The following is a 19,994-nucleotide window of genomic DNA, read 5'->3' as shown; positions in this document are numbered from 1 at the left end:
GGAGGAGAAAGCCGATGAAACGCGTGAAAATCGGGCTGGTCGCCGGGGCGCTGGTGCTGCCGCTGGCCGCCGCGGGCCTGGCCGAGGCCAAAGGCCGCCCGGACGACCATTACCGGGTGCGGGCCGGGCACACGCTGCAGGTGCGCGGCGACGCCCAGCGCGACGGTGCGGTCGTGCGGCACACCGACCCCGGGCACGGCGCGCTGGTCATCGGCCCGGACGGAGCGTTCCGCTACACGCCCGCCGCCGGGTTCACCGGGCGCGACACGTTCACCTACACCGTCAGCGACGCCGTCCGGCTGTACCCGACGGATTTGCCGCCGCTCGGCACTATCGGCGGCGTCAAGATCACCGGCGGCGGTTACGGTTCCGCGCTCACCCCGGTGCCGGGTTCGCGCGACGAGTTCTACGGGTTGACCGACCGCGGCCCGAACGTCGACGCGCCGGACGGGTCCAAAGTGGAGCCGATCCCGTCGTTCACGCCCGCCATCGGCAAGTTCCGGCTGAAGGGCGGGAAAGCCGTGCTGGAGCGGAACATTCCGCTGCGCGCGGCCGACGGTTCGCCGTACAACGGCCAGGTCAACACCCTCGCGAACACCGGCGAGACCATCGTCGACCTCAATGGCGCGAAACTGCCCGCGTCGCCGAACGGCTACGACTCCGAAGGCCTAGTCGCGCAGCGCGACGGGACGTTCTGGGTGTCCGACGAGTACGGCCCGTTCATCACGCACTTCCGCGCTGACGGCCGCGCGATCGAGCGGCTCTCGCCGTTCGACGGTTCGCTGCCGAAGGAACTGAAGAACCGCGTGCCAAACAAGGGCATGGAAGGGCTCGCGCTCACCCCGGACGGGCGGACGCTCGTCGGCGTCATGCAGTCCGCGCTGCAGCAGCCGGATCTCACGAAGAAGCCCAGCAAGGTTCCCGCGCTGCGGATCGTGACGGTCGATCTGAAGACCCGCGCGACGCACGAGTACGCGTACCTGCTCGACAACCCGGATGAGACCGGCACCGCGGTCTCCGAGATCACCGCGCTGTCGGCGACCCGGTTCCTCGTGGACGAGCGCGACGGCAAGGCCGAGCCCGGCGCGTACAAGAAGCTGTTCGAGATCGACCTGAGCAAAGCGACTGACCTCGGCCCCGCGGCGAAGGTGCCGGGCGCGACCTACGACGCGGCCAAGGGCGGACTGCTCGTGGACGGCGGCAAGAGCATCGAGGCGTACGTCGGCAAGGCGACCACTGCCGAGGCTGCTGACGCTCTCACCAAGGTCGGTGTGACGCCCGTGGCGAAGAAGCTGTTCCTCGACGTCGGTGGCCTGGTGACCGGGCTGGACCCGAGCGGTGGCTTCTTCGGCCACGACAAGGTGGAAGGCGTCGCGACGACCGATGGCGGCCGCACCGTGGTGATCAGCAATGACAGCGACTTTGGCATCGACGGTGTGGCGAATTCGGCCGCTCCGTACACGCTGCACGCCAAGACGCAGCCGAACGGGCGTCAGGACGATGGCGAGTACTTGCAGGTGGACATGACGAAGCTGCCTGCGTGGACGCGCACGCTGACGGTCACCGTCGACGTGCGCTAGGAGGCGTCAGTACTTGAACTGATCCACGTTGTTCTGCGTGATCAGCAGGGGATCGCCGAGGAGGACCGTCCGGGTGGCCGCGTCGTAGCGCACTGCGGGAAGCTCTGGGCTCACGTTGTTGCGGGGCCGGAGCGGGGTGCCGGTCGCGAGTTGCTCGGCGGTCCAGGCGGTGAGGTAGCCGAGGGATTCGACGTTCCACAGCACTGTCATGGAGCAGGAACCGTCGACGAGATACGGCTTCATCGTCTGCGGCGTGCCGGTGCCGACGGTGAACACCTGGCCGATCTTCTGCTGATCACGCACCGCTCGCGCGATGCCCGGCGTCGCCGTCGTGCACTGGCCGATCATGCCGGTGAGCTTCGGATGCCGGTTGAGGATGTCCTTCGCCAGCTTCGTGGCGGTGGTGGTGTCCTCGTCGGCGTACACCGTCTCGACCAGCTTCGCTCGCGGATAGTGTTGTGCCGCATAGGCTTTCTCGGCTTCGATCCACGAGTTGAGGTTCGCCGCGGCACGCCCGCACGAGACGATCGCGTACTCGCCGGTGCCGCCGGTTTTCTTCATCAGCGAGTCGACCAGCGCCGAGCCGATGCCCTCGGCCGTCGTCTGGTTCACGAAAACCTCGCGCTGCGAATCGGCGGCGTCGGTGTCCGTGGTGAGCACGTGGATGCCCTTCGCCCGCGCCTCGGCGATGGTCGGGGCCAGCTCCGCCGGATCGTTCGGGGCCACCGCGATGACGTCGACGCGTTCGGCGATGAGCTGCCGCAGGATCGCCGTCTGCGCCTCCGGGTCGACCGTCGCCGGTGCGCGGGTGAACCACTTCGCGCCGAGCCGTTCGGAGGCCAGCATGCCGCCGGCGTTCATCGCGTCGAAGTACGGGATCCCGCCGATTTTCGGCACGAAGGCGATTTTCGCCGGCTCCGGAGCCGAGTCCGACAGCACCGGCGTGCAACTGGCCGCCACCGCCGCCGCGGTCGCCACCAGCGCCGCACCCAGCACGAGCGTTTTGGTCCGCCCTCGCATCCCCCACCGTTCCCCGGCAACTCGACCTGGGAGCCGAAGGTAGGGCCAGTGGCCACAGGGGGTCAACCGAACGCGGTCAAACGGTTACGCAAACGAGTTCAACCGCCGGATGGCGCAGCCTCCTCTCCGCCCGCCGGACACGTCCCGTCCGCGGGCAGTTCACCGGTCAGCAGATAGTGCGCGGCCTTGTCGTCGACGCACGGGTTGGGCTCGTTGAGGTAGGCGGCGTGGTTGCCGCCGCCGTCGACGAGCAGGCTCGAACCGCGCAGCACCCGGTGCATCCGCTGCGCTCCGATCAACGGCGTCGCGGCATCGTCTTTCCCTTGCAGCAACAGGATCGGCGGCACCGGAGCGGAGCCGATCCGGACCTCCGGCGACGGCGGGACCCGCCAGAACGCGCAGGGGGCGCTGTACCAGCTGTTGAGCCAGGCGAACAGCGGCGCGGTGGTGGCCGACTTCGCGGTGTCCGCGTGCCAGGTCGCCCAGTTGCGCGGCCAGCCCGCGTCGGCGCAGTTGTAGGCGAGCTGGCCGGGGTCGACCGCGTACTCGGCCTGTCCGGCAGCGACGTTCAGCCCGGTCGAATCCCCGCCGCGATGGCTCGCGACCGCCCGCATCAGCGACGGCCAGGCCCAGTCGCCATACATCGCGGACGCCAGCAGATCGTCCAATTCGGACACTCCGGTTTTGCCGTCAGCCGGTTGCGCCGCGAGTTTCTCGCGCAGTTCGTTCCACGAGGCCTTCACGGCGGACAGGCTGGTGCCAAGGTGATACGTGCTATCGCGCTCCGCGGTCCACGCGAACAGTTGCTCGGCCCGCGCTTGCAACGCCGTGTTCTGCTGGAATTGCGTTTGATACGTGGTGACCGTCGGGTCGACGACGCTGTCCAGGATCATCCGGCCGGTGTGCGCCGGAAACAGCGTCGCGTACGTGGCACCGAGCTTGGTGCCATAGGAATAACCGAGATAGTCGATCTTGTCCTTGCCGAGCGCCGCGCGGATCCGGTCCAGGTCGCGCGCCGCGTTCTCGGTGGTGAGGTGCGGCAGCAGGTCTTTCCCGTTCTCCGCGCACTGCGCCGCGATCCGCTCGGCCAGGTCTTCGCGCTCGCGCTCTTGCGGAAGGCCGGCCGGTTGGTAGGGCGACGCTGGATGCGGCGCGAGTTTCGCGGTGTCGCCACAGGAAACTGGTGTGCTCGCACCGATTCCGCGCGGATCGAAGCTGAACACCGCATACTGCTGTGCGACGTTCTGCGGCAGCTGGCTGAACACGAGCTTCTCGGTGCCGAGCCCGGACGCGCCCGGGCCGCCGGGGTTCACCAGGAGGAAGTGCGGCGAGCTGAGACTGCCCATGCCCGAGACGGTGAGGGTGATCTGCTTCCCGTCCGGGTTCGCGTAGTCGAGCGGCACCTGAAGGCTCGCGCACGACACCTGCCGGGGCGTCCCGGCTGGGCATTCGCCCCACTTGAGCGCGGACGACCGTGCGCTGGCCGGAGCGCTGAGGAAGCTTCCGAGGAGAAAAACGAGGACAAGGGCTGCGGCGCACCGGCGCGCCGAGTTGATCACCACACTTCCGGTTATACCGATTCGCCGGACGCGCCGGGCGACAGTCATCACATCGGGCGACCTTGCGCCGTTGATACCCCGCAGGGGTATAGTCGACCGCATGAACGAGCACCAGCACGGAGCGTCTTGGTCCACCGCCGCCCAGGCGACGCTGCACTGCCTCACCGGGTGTGCCATCGGCGAAGTGCTCGGCATGGTCCTCGGCACCGCGTTCGGCCTGCACAACGCGGCCACCGTGGTGCTGTCCATCGTGCTGGCGTTCGTCTTCGGCTACGCCCTCACCATGCGCGGCGTGCTCAAGTCGGGGCTCGCGCTCGGGGCCGCCTTCAAGGTCGCGCTCGCTGCCGACACGGTGTCGATCGCGGTCATGGAGGTCATCGACAACACGGTCGTCGTGGCGATCCCGGGCGCGATGGACGCGGGACTGTCGAGCGGATTGTTCTGGCTGTCGCTGGCCTTGTCGCTCGCGATCGCTTTCGTGGTCACGGTTCCGGTCAACAAGTGGATGATCGGCCGCGGTCGTGGGCACGCCGTCGTGCATGCCCACCACCAGCACTGAGGTTCAGCAGGACGGCACCGGCGAATCGGCTCGGAGATAGGCCTCGGACACATAATGTCCGGGGCCTATCCGGTTCCAGCGGGTAGTTCCGTCCACCGATTCGCCGCGCACGGAACACTCGATCGGCACCTGTGCGGAATCGGCGGCCAATCCGGCCGGCGGCGCATCGTTGTCCGCCGACGTGCGCACGACCAGCGGGGCACCGCCGGTCACCACGCCGGTGGCGGGAGCACTGCCCGTCCAAAGGAAAGTGACGTCCACGTAGCTGCTGCCCTTGAGTCCGAGGCCGTCCCAGAACGTGCCGTCGGCCAGGTCGAGACCGGCTGGGTTGCGGACGGTGCGGCCGTGTTCGTCCTTGCCTCCGTTGAAACCGTCTTGGTACGCCGCTTGAGCTTCCGGTACGCCTTGGGGGAGCGAATCGAACTGCGCGCGATGCTCGGCGGTGTTCCAGTAGTCGTCGTGCTCGTTCCACGGCCCGACATCCCACACCGGCGCGTACTCGCAGCGCGCGCCGTCGGTGCGGCACACCTTGACGGTGAAGGTCCCTCTTCCCTTGGAGGACACCGTTTTCGTCGACGGGAGCGCCACGAAGTGGTCCCGTTCGGTGATCCGGTGCCCGCTCGAGGTCGTGCCGCCGACGAGCCCTTCGCGGGTCGCGTAGAGGCGGTAGGTCAGCGGTCTTTCCAGGACTCTTCTGCCGTGCTTGGGTTTGGCCGAGACGGGAGCCGGAGTCGACAAAGCGATAACTGCCACCGCGAGAAGGACGTGACCAGCCGCTTTCCTGGTTTTCATCAGCGCATCGTGGCCCGGCGCGCGGGATTGGCCGCGCAACCGGGCCCGCGCGTCAGGCGGACACGATCCGGTGCGGTCCGGTCTTGCGCGGCTGGTCGTCGACCGGGACGTCGGCGGACAGCTCCCGGCGGATGGCCCGGGCGCGCTCGGCGTAGCTGCGGGACCGTTCGGGCTGGCTGAGCGCGGAGTGGAGTTCGCCGAGAAGCTGGGACACGTGGGCTTCGGAACGGCGGTCTCCGTTGCGGCGGTGCACGCTCAGCGAGTTCACCAGCAGCAGTTGCGCGTGCGCGAGATCGCCGCTGTACAGGCAGAGTTCGCCCAGGTTCTGGTTCGCGTAGCCGACGCAGTGGTCGTCGCCGAGATCGGTGAACACGGCGATGGCGCGCGTGACGTGTTCGCGGGCTTCGGCGAGGTTGCCCTCGCGCTGGTGCAGGAGCCCGAGTCGTTGCAGCGCATGGGCTTCCCGATGCCGGTCGCCGATTACGCAGGACAGCTCCAGCGCGTCGGTGTACCAGCGGCGGGCCGTCGCGTAGCACTTGCGCGCGACCCAGATCGAGCCGATCGCGATCCGGATCACCGCTTCGCCGTGCGGGTCGCCCGCCTCGCCGAACAGCCGGAGCGCTTCGTGGCAGGGTTCGAGCGCGCGGTCGGTTTGGCCCTGCATCCGCAACACGGTGCCGAGGCCGGCGTGCGCCTCGCCGAGGCCTTGCTGGTCGCCGATGCGCTGGTACAGCTCGCGTGCGGCTTCGAAGGCGACCATCGCGTCCGCGTCGTTGTCTTGGTACAGCAGGACTTGGCCGAGGTTGCGCTGGACGACTGCCTCGCCGCGGAGCGCGCCTGCCCGGCGTGCCGCTTCCAGAGCGATCAGATGAGTGGCGTGCCAGTCGTCTTGGTGGCCGCGGAGGTCGAAATACGGGGTGAGGGCGACGGTGAGCCGCCAAGTCAGATCGTCGAAACCGCGTTCGGCGGCCAGCCCGACGGCGGCGACGCAGGTGGCGCGTTCGGCGGCGAACCAGGCGGCTGGGTCGGTCAGCAGCCGGTCTGCTTCCGGGGGCAGGGCAGGGTCGGTTTCGTCGTGGTACTGGCCGAAGAAGTGGATCGGCATTCGTTCGGCGGCTTCTACTGCGAGCGCTAGGTATCCCTCGAGGACGCGGCCGACCGCGGCTCGGGTTTCGTCGGGTTCGGCCAGCTCGGCGGCGTACACGCGCAGGAGGTCGTGCAGCCGGTAGCGCGGTTGGCCCGCGATGTCCGTGGCGACTAGTTCGACCAGATGGGCGTCGACGAGTACATCGAGGACGTCGTCGGCGGACGGGCGGCCCAGGACGGCGGCGACTGCCCAGGCTGGGAATTGCACCGGACCCAGTGCGCCTAACCGACGGAAGGCCGCGGCGGCGGACATGGGCAGGAGGTCGTAGCTCAGGGTCACGCTCGCGCGGACGGCCAGGTCTCCGACGCGCAGCTCGTCCAGGCGGCGGTGTTCGTCGTGGAGGCGGTCGGCGAGGATGCGCAGGGACCAGGTCGGGCGGTGGGTGAGCTTGGCTCCGGCCACGCGGATCGCCAGCGGCAGATGTCCGCATTGGCGCAGGATCGCCGCGGCGTCTTCGGGTTCGGCGGCTACTCGTTCGTGGCCGACGATGCCTTCCAGCAGGCGGGCGGCTTCCGGTTCGGGCAGCAGGTCGACGTCCACCGGGACCGCGCCGGGCAGATCTGGCAGGCGGATTCGGCTGGTGACCAGTACGGCGCACGCGCCCGCGCCGGGGAGCAGCGGGCGTACTTGGGCGGCGCTGCCCGCGTCGTCGAGGACGATGCACATCCGGCGGCCGGCGAGCTGGGAACGCAGGAGTGCGGCGCGTTCCGCCAGGTCTCGGGGGAGGCCGGAATCCGGGATGCCCAAGGCGCGCAGGAGTTCGGCTAGGACGCTCATGGGCGAGCGCGGGGAGGACGAGGTTCCGGCCAGGTCTACATGCAATTGTCCGTCTGGGAAAACGGTTCGGACTGCGTGCGCTACCCGTATAGCGATTGAGGATTTGCCGATTCCTGGTGCGCCGGACAGGACGACGATCGTGGGGCGTTCCGCTTCGGCGTGTTGGCGGAGTTTGGCGACCAGGTGCTGGGTTACTTCGCGGCGGCCGGTGAAATCGGGCAGGTCCAGCGGTAACTGGCAGATCGGCGGGACTTTGGCGCAGGGGACTTCGAGGGTGGTGCGAAGTTCGCGGAGTGCTGCGCCGGGGCTCGCGGACAGTTCGTCGGCGAGGGTTTGTTCGACTAACTCGTACGCCTCCGCGGCTTCGGTGGAGCGGCCTGCGTCTCGGAGTGCGGTGATCAGGTGGTGCCAGAGTTCTTCGCGCAGTGGGTGTTCGGTGACTAAGGCGCGGAGTTCGGCGATGACTTCGTTGTGGCGGCCCAGGGCTAGGCGGGCGCGCAGACGTTGTTCTTGTACTGCCAGGCGTAGTTCGTCCAGGCGGGCGACTGTCGGGCCCCAGGTTGGGTCGTGGGGGAGGCCTTCCAGTACTTCGCCGCGCCATAGGGCGTGGGCTTCGTCTAGGAGGGTTAGGGCGGTTTCTGGGTTGTCTTGGGTTTCCCAGGCTTGCGTGGCTAGGCGGGTGAAGACGAGGTGGTCCAGTTCGTCTTCCTGGACGGTCAGGAGATAGCCGGAGGCTCGGCTCGTGATGCGGTCGGCCAGGTCGGGGGAGGTTTCGGCCAGGCGTCTGCGGAGGGAGTGGACGTAGGTGCGGATGTTGGCGGCTGCGGAGCGCGGGGCGGTGGTCGGCCATAAGACTTCGACCAGGGCTTCTGTGGATACGACGATGTTGGGCTGGAGGGCCAGTGCGGCCAGCAGCAAGCGGGGCTTCGGGCCGCCCAGAGGTACGGCCCTGCCCTCGGCGATGACCTCCAGCGGCCCCAGGATCCGGAAGGTCAGCGAAATCAATTTACCCGCCTTGGCGGCAAGGTCCCCATGGTCGGCATGCTAGGAGCGTTTGGGCCGGTTAGCTAGATCCACTTGGGGAGGAATACCCCATAAGGGGTGATATCGAGGGGGGATGTCACCTGGTGTTTCCTCTGGGGTGAATGGTTTTCATGTGTTGGGGGTTGGGGGCTGCTCGTCGCCTGGCGGCGACGTTGCGCCCTGGCGTGCGTGGGGCACCCCGAAGCGTGAGTGTGCTGACGGTCTGGGGGTGCTTGTCAAGGCGGGAAAGATGCCTTGACAAGCACCCCCAGACCGCAGGGACGCTTCGTATCGGGGTGCGGGGGAGGGGCTGGGTGCTTCGAACGTTGGGTGCACCGGCTGCGGTTGGCGGTGGGGGGCGAGCGCCCCAATGTGGCGTTCGGTGCGTCTGATGCACCCAATGTGGCATTGGGGCGCACCGGCGGCAGCAGCTCTGGGCGGACGGGAGCCTCGCGTACTTGGGCGCGGGTGGGCAGATGGGTGAGTTTCTGGTGTCGCTGATCGGGATTGTGCGACCTTCGTAGGTGGCGTTTGGAGCCGTCTAGTGCTGTGAGGGGAGTGCTGCGAAACGGGCGTTTTTCTGATTTCGGCACATTCCGCTGTGGACAGTGCGGATGAAACGGACTTTGGTCGCACTCGTCCCTTGTGTCGCGATGAGGGGAGCAGATAACGGTTCCGCACGGGAAAGCCGGACGCTTCCCCGGCGGGCGGGGGCAGTCCTAGTCTCTTTCCGGCGGCAGGCGGGGTCGAGGCCGCGCAACACGAGGGAGTTGCTGTGCGTAGAAGCGTCACCATGTTTCTTTCGCTGGCGGTGGTGGGCGGCTTGGCCGCTTCGCCTGCCGTGGCGTCGGCTCAGGGGCGGGCGGACATTCCGCAATCGCATCCGGCTTGGGCCAATCCGCAGTCCAAGGTGGCCGACACGGCTGGGTCGTCCACAATGGACTTTCGGGTTTACCTGAATCTCAAGGACCAGGGGGCGGCCGAGGCTGCCGCGCAGTCGGTGTCCGATCCGAACAGTCGTGGCTACCGGCATTATCTTTCGCCGGACCAGGTGCGCGACCAGTTCGCGGCTTCCGACCAGACTGTGTCGGCGGTGAAGAATTGGCTGTCCGCAAGCGGATTCGCCACCGGCGAGGTGCCGTCCAACCGGGCGTACGTCGAGGCGACCGGTACCGCTGACCAGGTGCAGCGCGCGTTCGCCGTGAACCTGGGCAAGTACCAGGTCAAGGGGCAGACGCTGCGGGCGGCGGACAAGGACCTGTCCGTTCCGGCGTCGCTGGCCAAGGACGTGCTGGGCGTCGTCGGCATTGACCAGGCGACGAATCTGTTCAAGCCGGACCACACCGACGGTGCGGACACGCCAGCGACCAAGCAGTCTCGCGTGCAGGGCAGCCCGTCGACCGCGCCGCCCAGCAAGGGATTCCGCAACTCGGGACCGTGCAGCGCCTACTACGGCGAGAAGACCGACACGACTGACCCGGCGTACAACGGCAAGCAGCTTCCGTACGCGCCGTGCGGTTACACGCCCGCGCAGTTGCGTTCGGCGTACGGCTTGGACCAGGCCGCGAAGCTCGGCGCGGACGGTCGCGGCACCACGATCGCCATCGTGGACGCGTTCGCCTCGCCGACGATTTACGCCGACGCGTCCGAGTACGCCAAGCGCAACGATCCGGCGCACCCGCTGACCCAGCAGCAGTTCAAGCAGCACATCTTCCCGCCGAACCCGGTGCTCGAAGGACCGGACCAGTGCGACGCTTCCGGCTGGTACGGCGAGGAAACCCTGGACGTCGAGGCCGCGCACGGGCTCGCGCCTGGCGCGAACATCCTGTACGTCGGCGGGCAGGACTGTGAAGACCTGTCGCTGGACACCGCGCTGAACTACGTCGTCGCGGGGCACAAGGCCGACATCATCTCCAACTCCTACGGCGACACCGGCGAGGACATCCCGGCCTCCGAGGTCAAGGTGTTCAACCACATCTCGCTGCAGGCGGTGCTCGAGGGCATCGGCGTGTACTTCTCCTCCGGCGACAACGGGGACGAGGTCGCGCGGCTGGGCACGCCGTCGCCGGACTTCTCCGCCTCGGCTCCGTGGGTGACCGCGGTCGGCGGCACGTCGCTGGCGGTCGGCCAGGACGGCAAGCGGATCTTCGAAACCGGTTGGGAGACCGGCAAGTCGACGCTGACCGACGGCGCCTACGCCCCGGCGTTCCCGGGCGCGTTCAACGGCGGCGCGGGCGGCGGCACCAGCCGGCTGTTCGGCCAGCCCTTCTACCAGAAGGGGATCGTGCCGGACGCGCTGTCCACGAAGAACCAGACCGGCGGCGCGAAGGGCCGCGTGGTCCCGGACATCTCCGCGGTCGCCGACCCGAACACCGGTTTCCTGGTGGGCCAGACGCAGACCTTCCCGGACGGCGTCTACTACGACCAGTACCGGATCGGCGGCACGAGCCTGGCGTCGCCGGTGTTCGCGGGCGTGATGGCGGTGGCCGACAGCCTCGACCACTTCCACCACGGGTTCATCAACCCGGTGCTGTACCAGCTGACGTCGCGCACGTCGGCGATCCACGACGTGCAGCACGTCGACGGAGCGGTGCAGCGCGTGGACTTCGCCAACGGGACCGACGCCTCCGGCGGGCTGAAGACCTCCGCCCGGGTGCTCGACTACCCGAACCTGACGATCCACACGACCAAGGGCTACGACGACGTGACGGGCCTCGGCTCGCCCAACGGAGTGGCATTCCTGTTGCTGGTGTGACCGAGGGGTGAAAGGAAGGGCCTGCCGGGAGTTCCGGCAGGCCCTTCCTTGCGTTCACGGCACGGGGACCGGCGGGTGTCGCAGTGCGCGGACGGCGGAGGAGCGCAGCGGGGAAAGCGCGGTGGCGACCAGGACGAACCCGCCGGCGAGCAGCACCGCGGGCGCGCCGAACGCGGCGCCGAGCGGTCCGGCGAGGAGTTCGCCGATCGGGATGCCCGCGTAGGAGCCGAAATCGTCGAACGCGGCCATCCGCGACAGAAGGTGCCCGGGGATGTTTTCCTGCAACGTCGTATCCCAGGCGACACCCATGACTCCGGCGGAGAACCCGGCGACGAACGTCGTCCCGGCGAGCACGGCGAAGTTCGCGTGCGTGCCGAGCGCGAACAGCGGCAGCGCGGTCAGGGCCGCACCAACCAGTCCGACCGGCAGCAGTCGTTTCGGCGCGAGCCGGTACATCACCAGCCCGGCCAGCAGCGCGCCCACCGCGCGCACGCTCAGCGCCGCGCCCCATCCGGCCGCGCCGATGGTGTCCTGTGCGATGCCCGGCCCGAGCACCAGCCAGCCGCCGGTGAAGACGATGTTGTAGAGGGTGAACGCCGTGACCACCCGCCACAGCCACGGGATCCGCCAGAACTGCCGCCAGCCGATTCGCACACTGTGCAAGACGCTGTGCTGCTCGGATTTTTCCGCGGGGGGCAGCGTGATCGCCTGGTAGAGCAAGGCGGCGAGCACGAACGACACCCCGTCGGCGGCGATCGCCCAGCCGCCGCCGACCGTGCCGACCAGGACCCCGGCGACGGCCGGACCGGCCACCTTGGTGATGTTCCGTCCGGTGGCCAGCAGCGAGTTCGCCTGGCGCAGCGATTCCGGCGGGACGATCTGCGGGACGATCCCGCGCAGCACCGGCGTCGTGAACGCGGTGCAGATTCCGCCGAGGAACTCGGTCGCGACGAGGGCGCCCAGCGAGTAGTTGCCGGTGAGCAGGATGGCTGCGGCCGCCAGCTGGGCCGCGCCGGCGCCGAGGTTGGACAGCCGCAGCACGCGGTTGCGCGGGAACCGGTCGCCGACCGCGCCGCCCACGAGCAGGAACGCCAGCAGCGGCACGATCCCGGCGGCGAGCACGATGCCGAGGTCGGTCGGGCTGTGGCTGCTGCCCAGCACCGCGAAGGACAAGGCGACCGGGGTCATGGCGCTGCCCAGCAGCGAGACCAGCCGTCCGGCGTAGAAAATCGCGAACGCGCGATGGCGCAACGGTGCTTCCCCCACCGGGCGATCCTGCCTGGAAGGGGTCGGGAACGCCACAGATTATTGGCGCGGCCGGGTACTCCGGTTCAGACTCACGGGTCAGCCGGGAGAAAGGGCAGCGCATGAGCGGGATCGACGCCGAGGTCTTCGGCGGCCGGATGCCGTCCGGAGCAGGGGATTTCGCGATCGAAACGCACGGAATCACCCCGATCCCGGCGGCCAACCGGTTTGGCCGTCCGTGGCGGCTCGCGGGCGTGTGGTTCGCGCCGAACCTCACCATGACCGCCGTGTTCACCGGCACTCTCGGCGCGACGCTCGGGCTCGGTTTCACCACCGGGTTCGTCATCGCGCTGATCGGCACCGTGGTCGGCTCGCTGCCGGTCGCGTGGCTGTCTACCTGGGGTCCGCGCACCGGAACCGGCCAGCTGCCGCTCGCGCGGCTCCCGTTCGGCCGCGGCGTCGTGCTGCCCGGCCTGGTGCAATGGCTCGGCTCGATCGCGTGGGACGCGCTGGTCGGGCTGTTCGGCGGCGAAGCGCTGGCGCAGCTCACCGGGCTGCCGTTCTGGGCGGCCGTGCTCGTGGTGCTGGTGCTGCAGTGCACGCTCGGCGTATTCGGTTACGCGGTGATCCACCGGGTCCAGGCCGTGATGAGCGTGGTGCTGGTTGTCGCATTTGTCGCGCTCGCCGTAAAGGTGGTGCTTGATCACCCGATCACGTTTACCGATTCCGCGACCGGCGGCGATTTCGCCGGGGCCGTCGTGCTGTTTTCCACCATTACGCTCAGCCTCGCTATTTCGTGGGCTCCTTATGCGTCGGATTTCAGCCGTTACTTGCCTGCTTCGACGCGACCGAGCGGCGTCTTCTGGTTCACGCTGCTCGGGCTGACCGCCTCGTACGCGCTCGGCGAGGGCATCGGCCTCGCGCTCGGCACTGCGCTGGGCGACCAGACCGCCGCCGGAGTGTCGACGCTGCTCGGCGGCGGCGCCCTCGGTGCGGTGGCGCTGCTGGTGATCGCGCTGGCGGCGGTGTCGTCCAACGCGATGAACGACTACAGCGGCTCGCTCGCACTGCAGACCGTCGGCGTGCGGGTGCGTCGGCCGGTGTCGGCGGTGGTCGTGACGGTGCTGGCGTTCGCGCTGATTCTTTGGATGCACACCGGTGATCTGGCGGCGAAATTCCAGAACGTGCTGCTGGTGGTGAGTTACTGGATCCCGCCGTTCCTCGGTGTCGTCGTGCCGGATTGGCTGCGGCGCAGGCGTGGCGGACGCGAGGTCGATGTGCTGGCTGAGCTGCAGCGTCCGGTGCGCAGTTGGGCCGCGCTGGTGGCGTTCGTGGTGGGCTTCGCGGCGGCGGTGCCGTTCATGAACACGACTGTCTACACCGGACCGGTCGCCGCGGCGCTGCACGGTGCGGATCTGGCTTACTACGCCGGGTTCGTGGTTTCGCTGGTGGCGTACACGCTGCTGCGCGGCCGCCGGCCGGTTGACCTCCAGTAAGGTAGAGGTCGCACGCTGGCAGGTGCCTACTTCTGGAGGGACCATGCCAGTAGCTGTTGTCACCGGCGCTTCCGCCGGTCTGGGCCGGGCGCTCGCCGCGGCTCTCGTCCGTCGCGAATGGACAGTGCTGGGCACCGGACGCGACCAGGGGACGCTGCGCGCCGCCGCGGCGGAGCTCGGGTTCACCCCGGTGCCCGGCGACGTCACCGATCCCGCGCACCGCGCCCGGCTCGCCGAAACCGCCGGGCCCCGGCTCGACCTGCTCGTCAACAACGCCAGCACGCTCGGCGTCAGCCCGCTGCCGCCGCTGGCGGAGTACCCGCCGGACGAGCTCGAAACTGTCTTTCGCACCAACGTTTTCGCCCCGCTCGCGCTCGCCCGGCTGCTGTTGCCCGCGCTTACCGCGGCCAAGGGAGTGCTGGTGAACATCAGCTCCGACGCCGCCGTGGAGCCGTATGAGGGCTGGGGCGGCTACGGTTCGGCGAAGGCGGCGCTGGACCACGTGAGCGCGGTGCTGGGCGTGGAAAACCCGGACATCGCGGTGTATGCCGTCGATCCAGGGGATTTGCGCACGGCCATGCATCAAGCCGCTTTCCCGGGCGAGGACATTTCGGACCGTCCGCTGCCGGAGACCGCGGTACCGGCTTTTCTTCGGCTGCTGGAGGAACGTCCGCCGAGCGGCCGGTTCCGGGCAGCGGATCTGCAGGCGCAGTCATGACCGCACCGCACACCCGGTTCGACCTGGCCGAGGACCGCAGCGCGTCCGCCCCGCCCGAAGCGCGCGGCCTCGCGCGGGACGAGGTGCGGTTGCTCGCGGCCGGTCCGGCGGACATACAGCACGCCACTTTCCGTGACCTGCCTGCGTTCTTGAATCCTGGCGATTTGTTGGTAGTAAATACTTCGGGCACGCTGCCCGCCGCCGTCGACGCGGTCCGGGACGAACGCGTCATCACCGTCCACTTCTCCACCGAACTCGACGACGGCACCTGGGTGGTCGAACTCCGCGCACCCGGCGGCCCGCTCCTCGACGGCCGCGTGGGGGAGCGGCTCAGCCTGCCCGCCGGTGCTGTCGTCACGCTGCGCGAGCCGCACGTCGCCGGTGCGCAACGGTTGTGGCGCGCGAAGATCGAAGTGGAAGGCGAGGTCACGCGGTATCTCGCGAAGGTCGGTCGGCCGATTCGCTACGGCTATGTCCCGCGCGCGTGGCCGTTGCCGAATTACCAGACCGTGTTCGCGCTCGATCCGGGTTCGGCGGAGATGCCGAGCGCGGCGCGGCCGTTCACTCCCGAGCTGGTGACTCAGCTGGTCTCGCGGGGAGTGCTGTTCGCACCGATCTTGTTACACACCGGCGTCTCGTCGCCGGAAGCCGGAGAACCGCCGTACGGCGAGCGATTTCGCGTTCCGGCGACGACTGCCGCGTTGGTCAATTGGGTGCGTGACCAGGGTGGACGCGTTATCGCAGTGGGGACAACGGCGGTGCGCGCGATCGAATCGGCGGCGAATCCCGGCGGGCTCGTCACCGCGGCGGCGGGATGGACCGAACTCGTGCTCGGTCCTGATCGGCCAGCCCGCGCGGTCGACGGATTGATCACCGGATTGCATACGCCGGAGGCGTCGCACCTGCTGCTTCTGGAAGCGGTCGTGGGTCCCGAACTGGTGCAGCGGGCTTACGACGCGGCAGTGCGACGGGAGTATCTGTGGCACGAGTTCGGCGACGTCTCGCTCCTGACAAGCAGGTGAGGCCCGGGCCTGTCAAGTAATCCCACACAATTTCCCGGGATGCGGATGCATATGCAGTCTCGCGGGTGAACGTGTCATTCTCGCCCCGTTCCGCTGACCGCGAAAGGGCCATTTGTGCGTACATTTCCGCGAACCCGATTGCTTGCTTCCGCACTCGCCGCGCTGACGGTGCTCGGGGCGCTCGCCGGGTGTTCCCGCGCGGACCGCACCGAGGCCGCGACCAACCAGGGCGCCGCCGGGGAGGTGCGCGTCGGCTTCTTCCCGAACGTGACGCACACGCCCGCGCTGATCGGGGTCAAGAAGAACTTCTTCGCGCAGAACCTCGGCGGCACGAAACTCACGACACAGACGTTCAACGCCGGTCCGTCCGAAGTGAACGCGCTGCTCGGCGGTTCGCTCGACGTCGCGTTCATCGGCTCCGGGCCGGCGATCAACGCCTTCACCAAGTCCAAGGGCGCGATCCAGCTCGTGTCCGGCGCGGTCACCGGTGGCGCGCAGTTGGTCGTCAAGCCTGGGATCACGTCGGTCGACCAGCTCAAGGGCAAGACGATCGCGACGCCGCAGCTGGCCAACACCCAGGACGTCGCGCTCAAGAAGTTCCTCGCCGAGAAGCACCTGACCGGCCAGGTGAACGTGACCAACCTGGACAACCCGAAGACGTTCGACGCGTTCAAAAAGGGCGAGGTCGACGGCGGCTGGCTGCCCGAGCCGTGGTCGTCGCGGCTGGTCGCCGACGCGGGCGCGAAGGTGCTGGTCGACGAGAAGTCGCTGTGGCCGGAAGGCCGGTTCCCGACCACCGTCGCGATCGTGCGCAGCGAATTCCTCAAGCAGCACCCGGACACCGTGCGCGCGCTGCTGAAGGGCGAGCTGCAGGCGATCGACTGGGCGAAGAAGAACCCGGCCGAGGCGAAGACCGTGGTCAACGGAGCGCTCAAGGAACTGTCCGGCAGCTCGCTCAGCCCGGCCGTGCTCGACCGCGCGTTCTCGAACATCGAACTGACCACCGACCCGGTGCCCGCGCAATTCCCGCAGCTGGCCAAGGACTCGGTGACCGCGGGCGTGGTCGACAAGGTGGTGGACCTGAAGGGGTTCGCCGACTTCGGCCCGCTCAACGAGGTCCTCAAGGCACAGCAGCTGCCCGCCGTCAACGCGCCCGAACTGGCCAAGTGACGTCCCGACCGGAAGGCGATCCGCGATGACCACCACCCTGGCCCGGCCAGTGACCGCCGCCGTGCACCTCGACCGCGTCGGCAAGGTGTTCGGCTCCGCCGGCAGCGCCGTGACCGCGCTCGACGGGGTTGATCTCACCGTCGAACCGGGCGAGTTCGTCTGCCTGCTCGGCGCGTCCGGCTGCGGCAAGAGCACGCTGCTGAACCTCGTCGCCGGTCTAGACCAGCCGTCCGCCGGTGAGATCACGCTCACCACTTCGCGGCCCGCGGTGATGTTCCAGGAGGCCGCGCTGATGCCGTGGCTGACCGCGTCCCGGAACGTGGAACTGCCGCTGCGGCTCGCCGGATTCGGCCGTTCCGAACGTCGGGAAAAGGCTGCTGAGCTGCTGGATCTGGTGCGGCTGAGCGACGCGGCGCGCAAGCGTCCGCACGAGTTGTCCGGCGGGATGCGGCAGCGGGTCGCGCTGGCCCGCGCGCTGGCCGCGACCCATCGCGTCGGCGGCGACGACGGGAATGCGTTGCTGCTCATGGACGAACCGTTCGCGGCTCTCGACGCGATCACCCGCGACGTGCTGCAGAGCGAGCTGCTGCGGGTGTGGCGCAGCACCGGAACCTCGGTGCTGTTCGTGACGCACGACGTCCGCGAGGCTGTCCGGCTTGGACAGCGGGTGGTGCTGCTGTCCTCGCGTCCAGGCCGCGTGGTCCGCGAGTGGCACGACGTCCCGTCCGCCGACGCCGAACTGCTGGCCGACGAGATCACGGCCGATCTGCGAAAGGTGATCAGCACCCATGCCGCAGCCTGACCAGGCGGCCCCCGACCTAGACGAAGCCGTCGGCGCCGGACTGGACCGGCTCGACACCCCCGCCGGCGCGCGGCCGACGTCGCTGCGCCGCCGGTTCGTGCGCGGATTCCTGCCGCCGCTCGGCGCGCTCGTGCTGCTGGTGGCGCTCTGGCAGATCCTGTGGGCCGCCGCGTTCTGGCCGGAGACCACGCTGCCCGCGCCGCTGGACGTCTGGGCCGAGTTCGTGAGCACGGTCAACGACGGTTCGGTGTTCGGCTTCATCTGGACGTCCGTGCACCGCGCCGCTTTGGGCTTCGCCGCCGGGGTCGTGATCGGGACGCCGCTGGGCATCCTGGTGGCGAAGGTCCGCGTGGTGCGCGCCGCGATCGGGCCGCTGCTGAGCGGGTTGCAGAGCCTGCCGTCGGTGGCCTGGGTGCCCGCCGCGGTGATCTGGTTCGGCATCAACGACGCGGCGATCTACTTCGTCGTGCTGCTGGGTTCGGTCCCGTCGATCGCGAACGGCCTCGTGTCCGGCATCGACCAGATCCCGCCGATCCTGCCGCGCGTCGGCAAGGTGATGGGCGCCGGCCGCTTCGCCGCGGCCCGGCACATCCTGCTGCCCGCCGCGCTGCCCGGATTCCTCGCCGGGCTCAAGCAGGGCTGGGCGTTCTCGTGGCGTTCGCTGATGGCGGCGGAACTGATCGCGCGCTCGCCGAGCCTCGGCGTCGGGCTGGGGACGTACTTGAACGACGGGTCCTCGTACAACTCGATGCCCAAGGTGATCGCGGCGATTTTCCTGATTTTGTTCGTCGGGGTGGCGATCGAGCTGATCGTGTTCCGTCCGCTGGAACGGTCGGTGCTGCGCGCGCGGGGTCTGACGACGTCACTCTGAGTACCTGCCCGCGCGACGCTCAGGCGTGCCAGACAGAATGCACGACCATGACGTCCGGGCTTTTCGCGATCGCTTCCGTGCTGGTGTTCGTCGTGCGGTTCGTACGCGAGCCACGGCGGGTCGGCAACGCGGTGTGGTTCCTGGTCGCGCTGTGGTTCACCGGGTTGTGGCTGCTGTCGTTCTTCAACCACGTCGAATGGGCGCAGATCGCGATCGTCGTGGTGGTGGCTCTCGTCGGCGGGCTTGGTGCGCTGGCACTGCCGTGGGCCCTGATCGCGAACGGCGTCGTGATGCTGCGGCGAGAGGGTCGGCGGCTGGCGAACCTGCTTTCGCTGCTGGCCGGGCTCGGTCTGCTCGCGGTGTTCGCGCTCGCGGTGAGTTCGCTGGTTTTCGACGATCAGCCGTTGCTCCGCGTGGCCGCGATGGCAGTGCTGTTGGTGACCGGCTATTTGGCGTTCCTGTTCACGGCTTTGCTGCTGTACTCGATCCTCTACAGCCGGGTCACCCGCCGCGCTCGCGCTGGCGCGGTGGTTGTTCTCGGTTCGGGGCTGCAGGGCGACCGGGTGCCGCCGCTGCTGGCCAGCAGGCTCGACCGCGCGGTGCAGGTGCAGCAGCGGTCACCGGGTGCGTTACTGGTGGTGTCCGGCGGTCAGGGTGCGGACGAACTGACCTCCGAGGCCGACGCGATGGCGCGGTATCTCATCGGGGCCGGGGTTCCCGCGGAACAGATCGTGCTGGAGGACCGGGCGACGACCACTAACGAGAACCTGCGGTTCAGCGTCGCTTTGCTTGCGCAGCGCGGGTTTTCCGGGCCGATTCTCGCTGTGACGAACAACTACCACGTGTTCCGCACAGCGGTTTTGGCGCGGCAATTGGGGCTGCGGCTCAACGTGATCGGGGCGCGGACGGCGTCGTATTTCGTGCCGAGCGCGTTCTTGCGGGAGTTCGTGGCATTGTTGCTGGAGTACCGGAAGACGAACGCGGCTGTGTTGCTGTTTTTGGGTGTGGGGCCGTTTTTGCTGTTCTTGCTCAGCTGATCAGACGGTGCACACCCAGATCGCGCGCCAGTGACAGCCGTCCTGTTCGGCGCGCTCGACCGTGAACTTGACGTCGTCGCCGACGGCGAGCTTGCGGAACCCGTGCGCCTCGCGCACCCCGCGGCTGTTCTGGTCGATCATCGAGAAGTGCGCCCAGACCGGACTGTCGACGGTGGTGGATTCGATGATGCCCCAGCCTTCGTCGACTTCCCAGCGCACGACTTTTCCGCGATGCTCCACGATGGCCAGTCTAGGGAAGGATCGCCATGCCGCATCCGGAATCTCGGGACGGCGCCTTGGTTCTGGCGAACCAAAGCGCAGGGGTCGCGCCGCGCCTCGACGTCGGAGCGCTGCCGCGGTCGCCGATCACCGTCGGGCCGGGCCAAGGTGGGCGGGTGTCGTGAGTGTTTTTGCCGGTTCT

The 19,994-nt window shown here is 68.7% G+C and carries 16 protein-coding genes; 10 read left to right on the top strand and 6 right to left on the bottom strand.

From position 1 onward, the window contains the following. Positions 1-14 precede the first annotated feature (14 nt). Entirely contained in the window at positions 15-1,580 is a 1,566-nt protein-coding gene (locus AB5I40_RS18700; protein ID WP_370939802.1) for an esterase-like activity of phytase family protein, read from the top strand. Positions 1,581-1,586: 6 nt separating this feature from the next. Here the strand turns inward: AB5I40_RS18700 and AB5I40_RS18695 are convergent, their stop codons facing one another. Together AB5I40_RS18695 and AB5I40_RS18690 are read right to left on the bottom strand one after the other, a co-directional pair. Beyond that, entirely contained in the window at positions 1,587-2,600 is a 1,014-nt protein-coding gene (locus AB5I40_RS18695) for an autoinducer 2 ABC transporter substrate-binding protein (RefSeq protein ID WP_370939801.1), read from the bottom strand. A 98-nt stretch (positions 2,601-2,698) separates the two neighbouring features. Continuing rightward, positions 2,699-4,162, bottom strand: coding sequence for an alpha/beta hydrolase (locus AB5I40_RS18690; RefSeq protein WP_370939800.1), 1,464 nt, complete (start codon positions 4,160-4,162; stop codon positions 2,699-2,701). A 97-nt stretch (positions 4,163-4,259) separates the two neighbouring features. On the opposite strand from AB5I40_RS18690, the gene AB5I40_RS18685 reads away from it, so the two are divergent. After that, a complete protein-coding gene (locus tag AB5I40_RS18685) occupies positions 4,260-4,718 on the top strand; it encodes a DUF4396 domain-containing protein (protein ID WP_344269565.1) in 459 nt (152 codons plus the stop codon). Between the two features lie 3 nt (positions 4,719-4,721). Here the strand turns inward: AB5I40_RS18685 and AB5I40_RS18680 are convergent, their stop codons facing one another. Both AB5I40_RS18680 and AB5I40_RS18675 read right to left on the bottom strand, forming a co-directional pair. Continuing rightward, complete coding sequence (locus AB5I40_RS18680; protein ID WP_370939799.1) at positions 4,722-5,510, bottom strand: hypothetical protein; 789 nt, start codon at positions 5,508-5,510, stop codon at positions 4,722-4,724. A gap of 52 nt (positions 5,511-5,562) precedes the next feature. After that, complete coding sequence (locus AB5I40_RS18675) at positions 5,563-8,439, bottom strand: BTAD domain-containing putative transcriptional regulator (protein WP_370939797.1); 2,877 nt, start codon at positions 8,437-8,439, stop codon at positions 5,563-5,565. 793 nt (positions 8,440-9,232) lie between these two features. Between AB5I40_RS18675 and AB5I40_RS18670 the strand changes: the two genes are divergently transcribed. Next, a complete protein-coding gene (locus AB5I40_RS18670; protein ID WP_370939796.1) occupies positions 9,233-11,212 on the top strand; it encodes a protease pro-enzyme activation domain-containing protein in 1,980 nt (659 codons plus the stop codon). A 54-nt stretch (positions 11,213-11,266) separates the two neighbouring features. Here the strand turns inward: AB5I40_RS18670 and AB5I40_RS18665 are convergent, their stop codons facing one another. Continuing rightward, complete coding sequence (locus tag AB5I40_RS18665) at positions 11,267-12,478, bottom strand: MFS transporter (protein WP_370939795.1); 1,212 nt, start codon at positions 12,476-12,478, stop codon at positions 11,267-11,269. Between the two features lie 101 nt (positions 12,479-12,579). Between AB5I40_RS18665 and AB5I40_RS18660 the strand changes: the two genes are divergently transcribed. The 7 genes from AB5I40_RS18660 to AB5I40_RS18630 all read left to right on the top strand — a co-directional run bounded on the left by AB5I40_RS18660 (position 12,580) and on the right by AB5I40_RS18630 (position 19,573). Continuing rightward, positions 12,580-13,953: a cytosine permease gene (locus AB5I40_RS18660; protein ID WP_370939793.1), complete on the top strand. Its 1,374-nt coding sequence runs from the start codon at positions 12,580-12,582 to the stop codon at positions 13,951-13,953. 43 nt (positions 13,954-13,996) lie between these two features. Then, entirely contained in the window at positions 13,997-14,671 is a 675-nt protein-coding gene (locus tag AB5I40_RS18655; RefSeq protein ID WP_370939791.1) for an SDR family NAD(P)-dependent oxidoreductase, read from the top strand. After that, positions 14,668-15,693 carry an S-adenosylmethionine:tRNA ribosyltransferase-isomerase gene (locus tag AB5I40_RS18650; RefSeq protein ID WP_370939789.1) on the top strand — a complete coding sequence of 342 codons (1,026 nt, stop codon included), beginning with the start codon at positions 14,668-14,670 and terminating at the stop codon, positions 15,691-15,693. The genes AB5I40_RS18655 and AB5I40_RS18650 overlap by 4 nt, the downstream gene beginning before the upstream one ends. Before the next feature lie 114 nt (positions 15,694-15,807). After that, positions 15,808-16,863, top strand: coding sequence for an ABC transporter substrate-binding protein (locus AB5I40_RS18645; RefSeq protein WP_370939788.1), 1,056 nt, complete (start codon positions 15,808-15,810; stop codon positions 16,861-16,863). 25 nt (positions 16,864-16,888) lie between these two features. Next, complete coding sequence (locus tag AB5I40_RS18640) at positions 16,889-17,665, top strand: ABC transporter ATP-binding protein (protein ID WP_370939786.1); 777 nt, start codon at positions 16,889-16,891, stop codon at positions 17,663-17,665. Further along, on the top strand, positions 17,652-18,536 hold the full coding sequence (locus tag AB5I40_RS18635) for an ABC transporter permease (protein ID WP_370939784.1): 885 nt from the start codon (positions 17,652-17,654) through the stop codon (positions 18,534-18,536). The genes AB5I40_RS18640 and AB5I40_RS18635 overlap by 14 nt, the downstream gene beginning before the upstream one ends. 47 nt (positions 18,537-18,583) lie before the next feature. Then, positions 18,584-19,573 carry a YdcF family protein gene (locus AB5I40_RS18630; protein WP_370939782.1) on the top strand — a complete coding sequence of 330 codons (990 nt, stop codon included), beginning with the start codon at positions 18,584-18,586 and terminating at the stop codon, positions 19,571-19,573. Here AB5I40_RS18630 and AB5I40_RS18625 read toward each other — a convergent pair whose 3' ends face one another. Then, positions 19,574-19,813, bottom strand: coding sequence for a cold-shock protein (locus AB5I40_RS18625; protein ID WP_370939781.1), 240 nt, complete (start codon positions 19,811-19,813; stop codon positions 19,574-19,576). Positions 19,814-19,994: the final 181 nt, after the last annotated feature.

This window comes from Amycolatopsis sp. cg13, from assembly GCF_041346965.1.
Classification (GTDB): Bacteria; Actinomycetota; Actinomycetes; order Mycobacteriales; family Pseudonocardiaceae; genus Amycolatopsis.
Note: the sequence above shows the minus strand (reverse complement) of the source record. Positions and strands in the feature narration are given on the sequence as shown.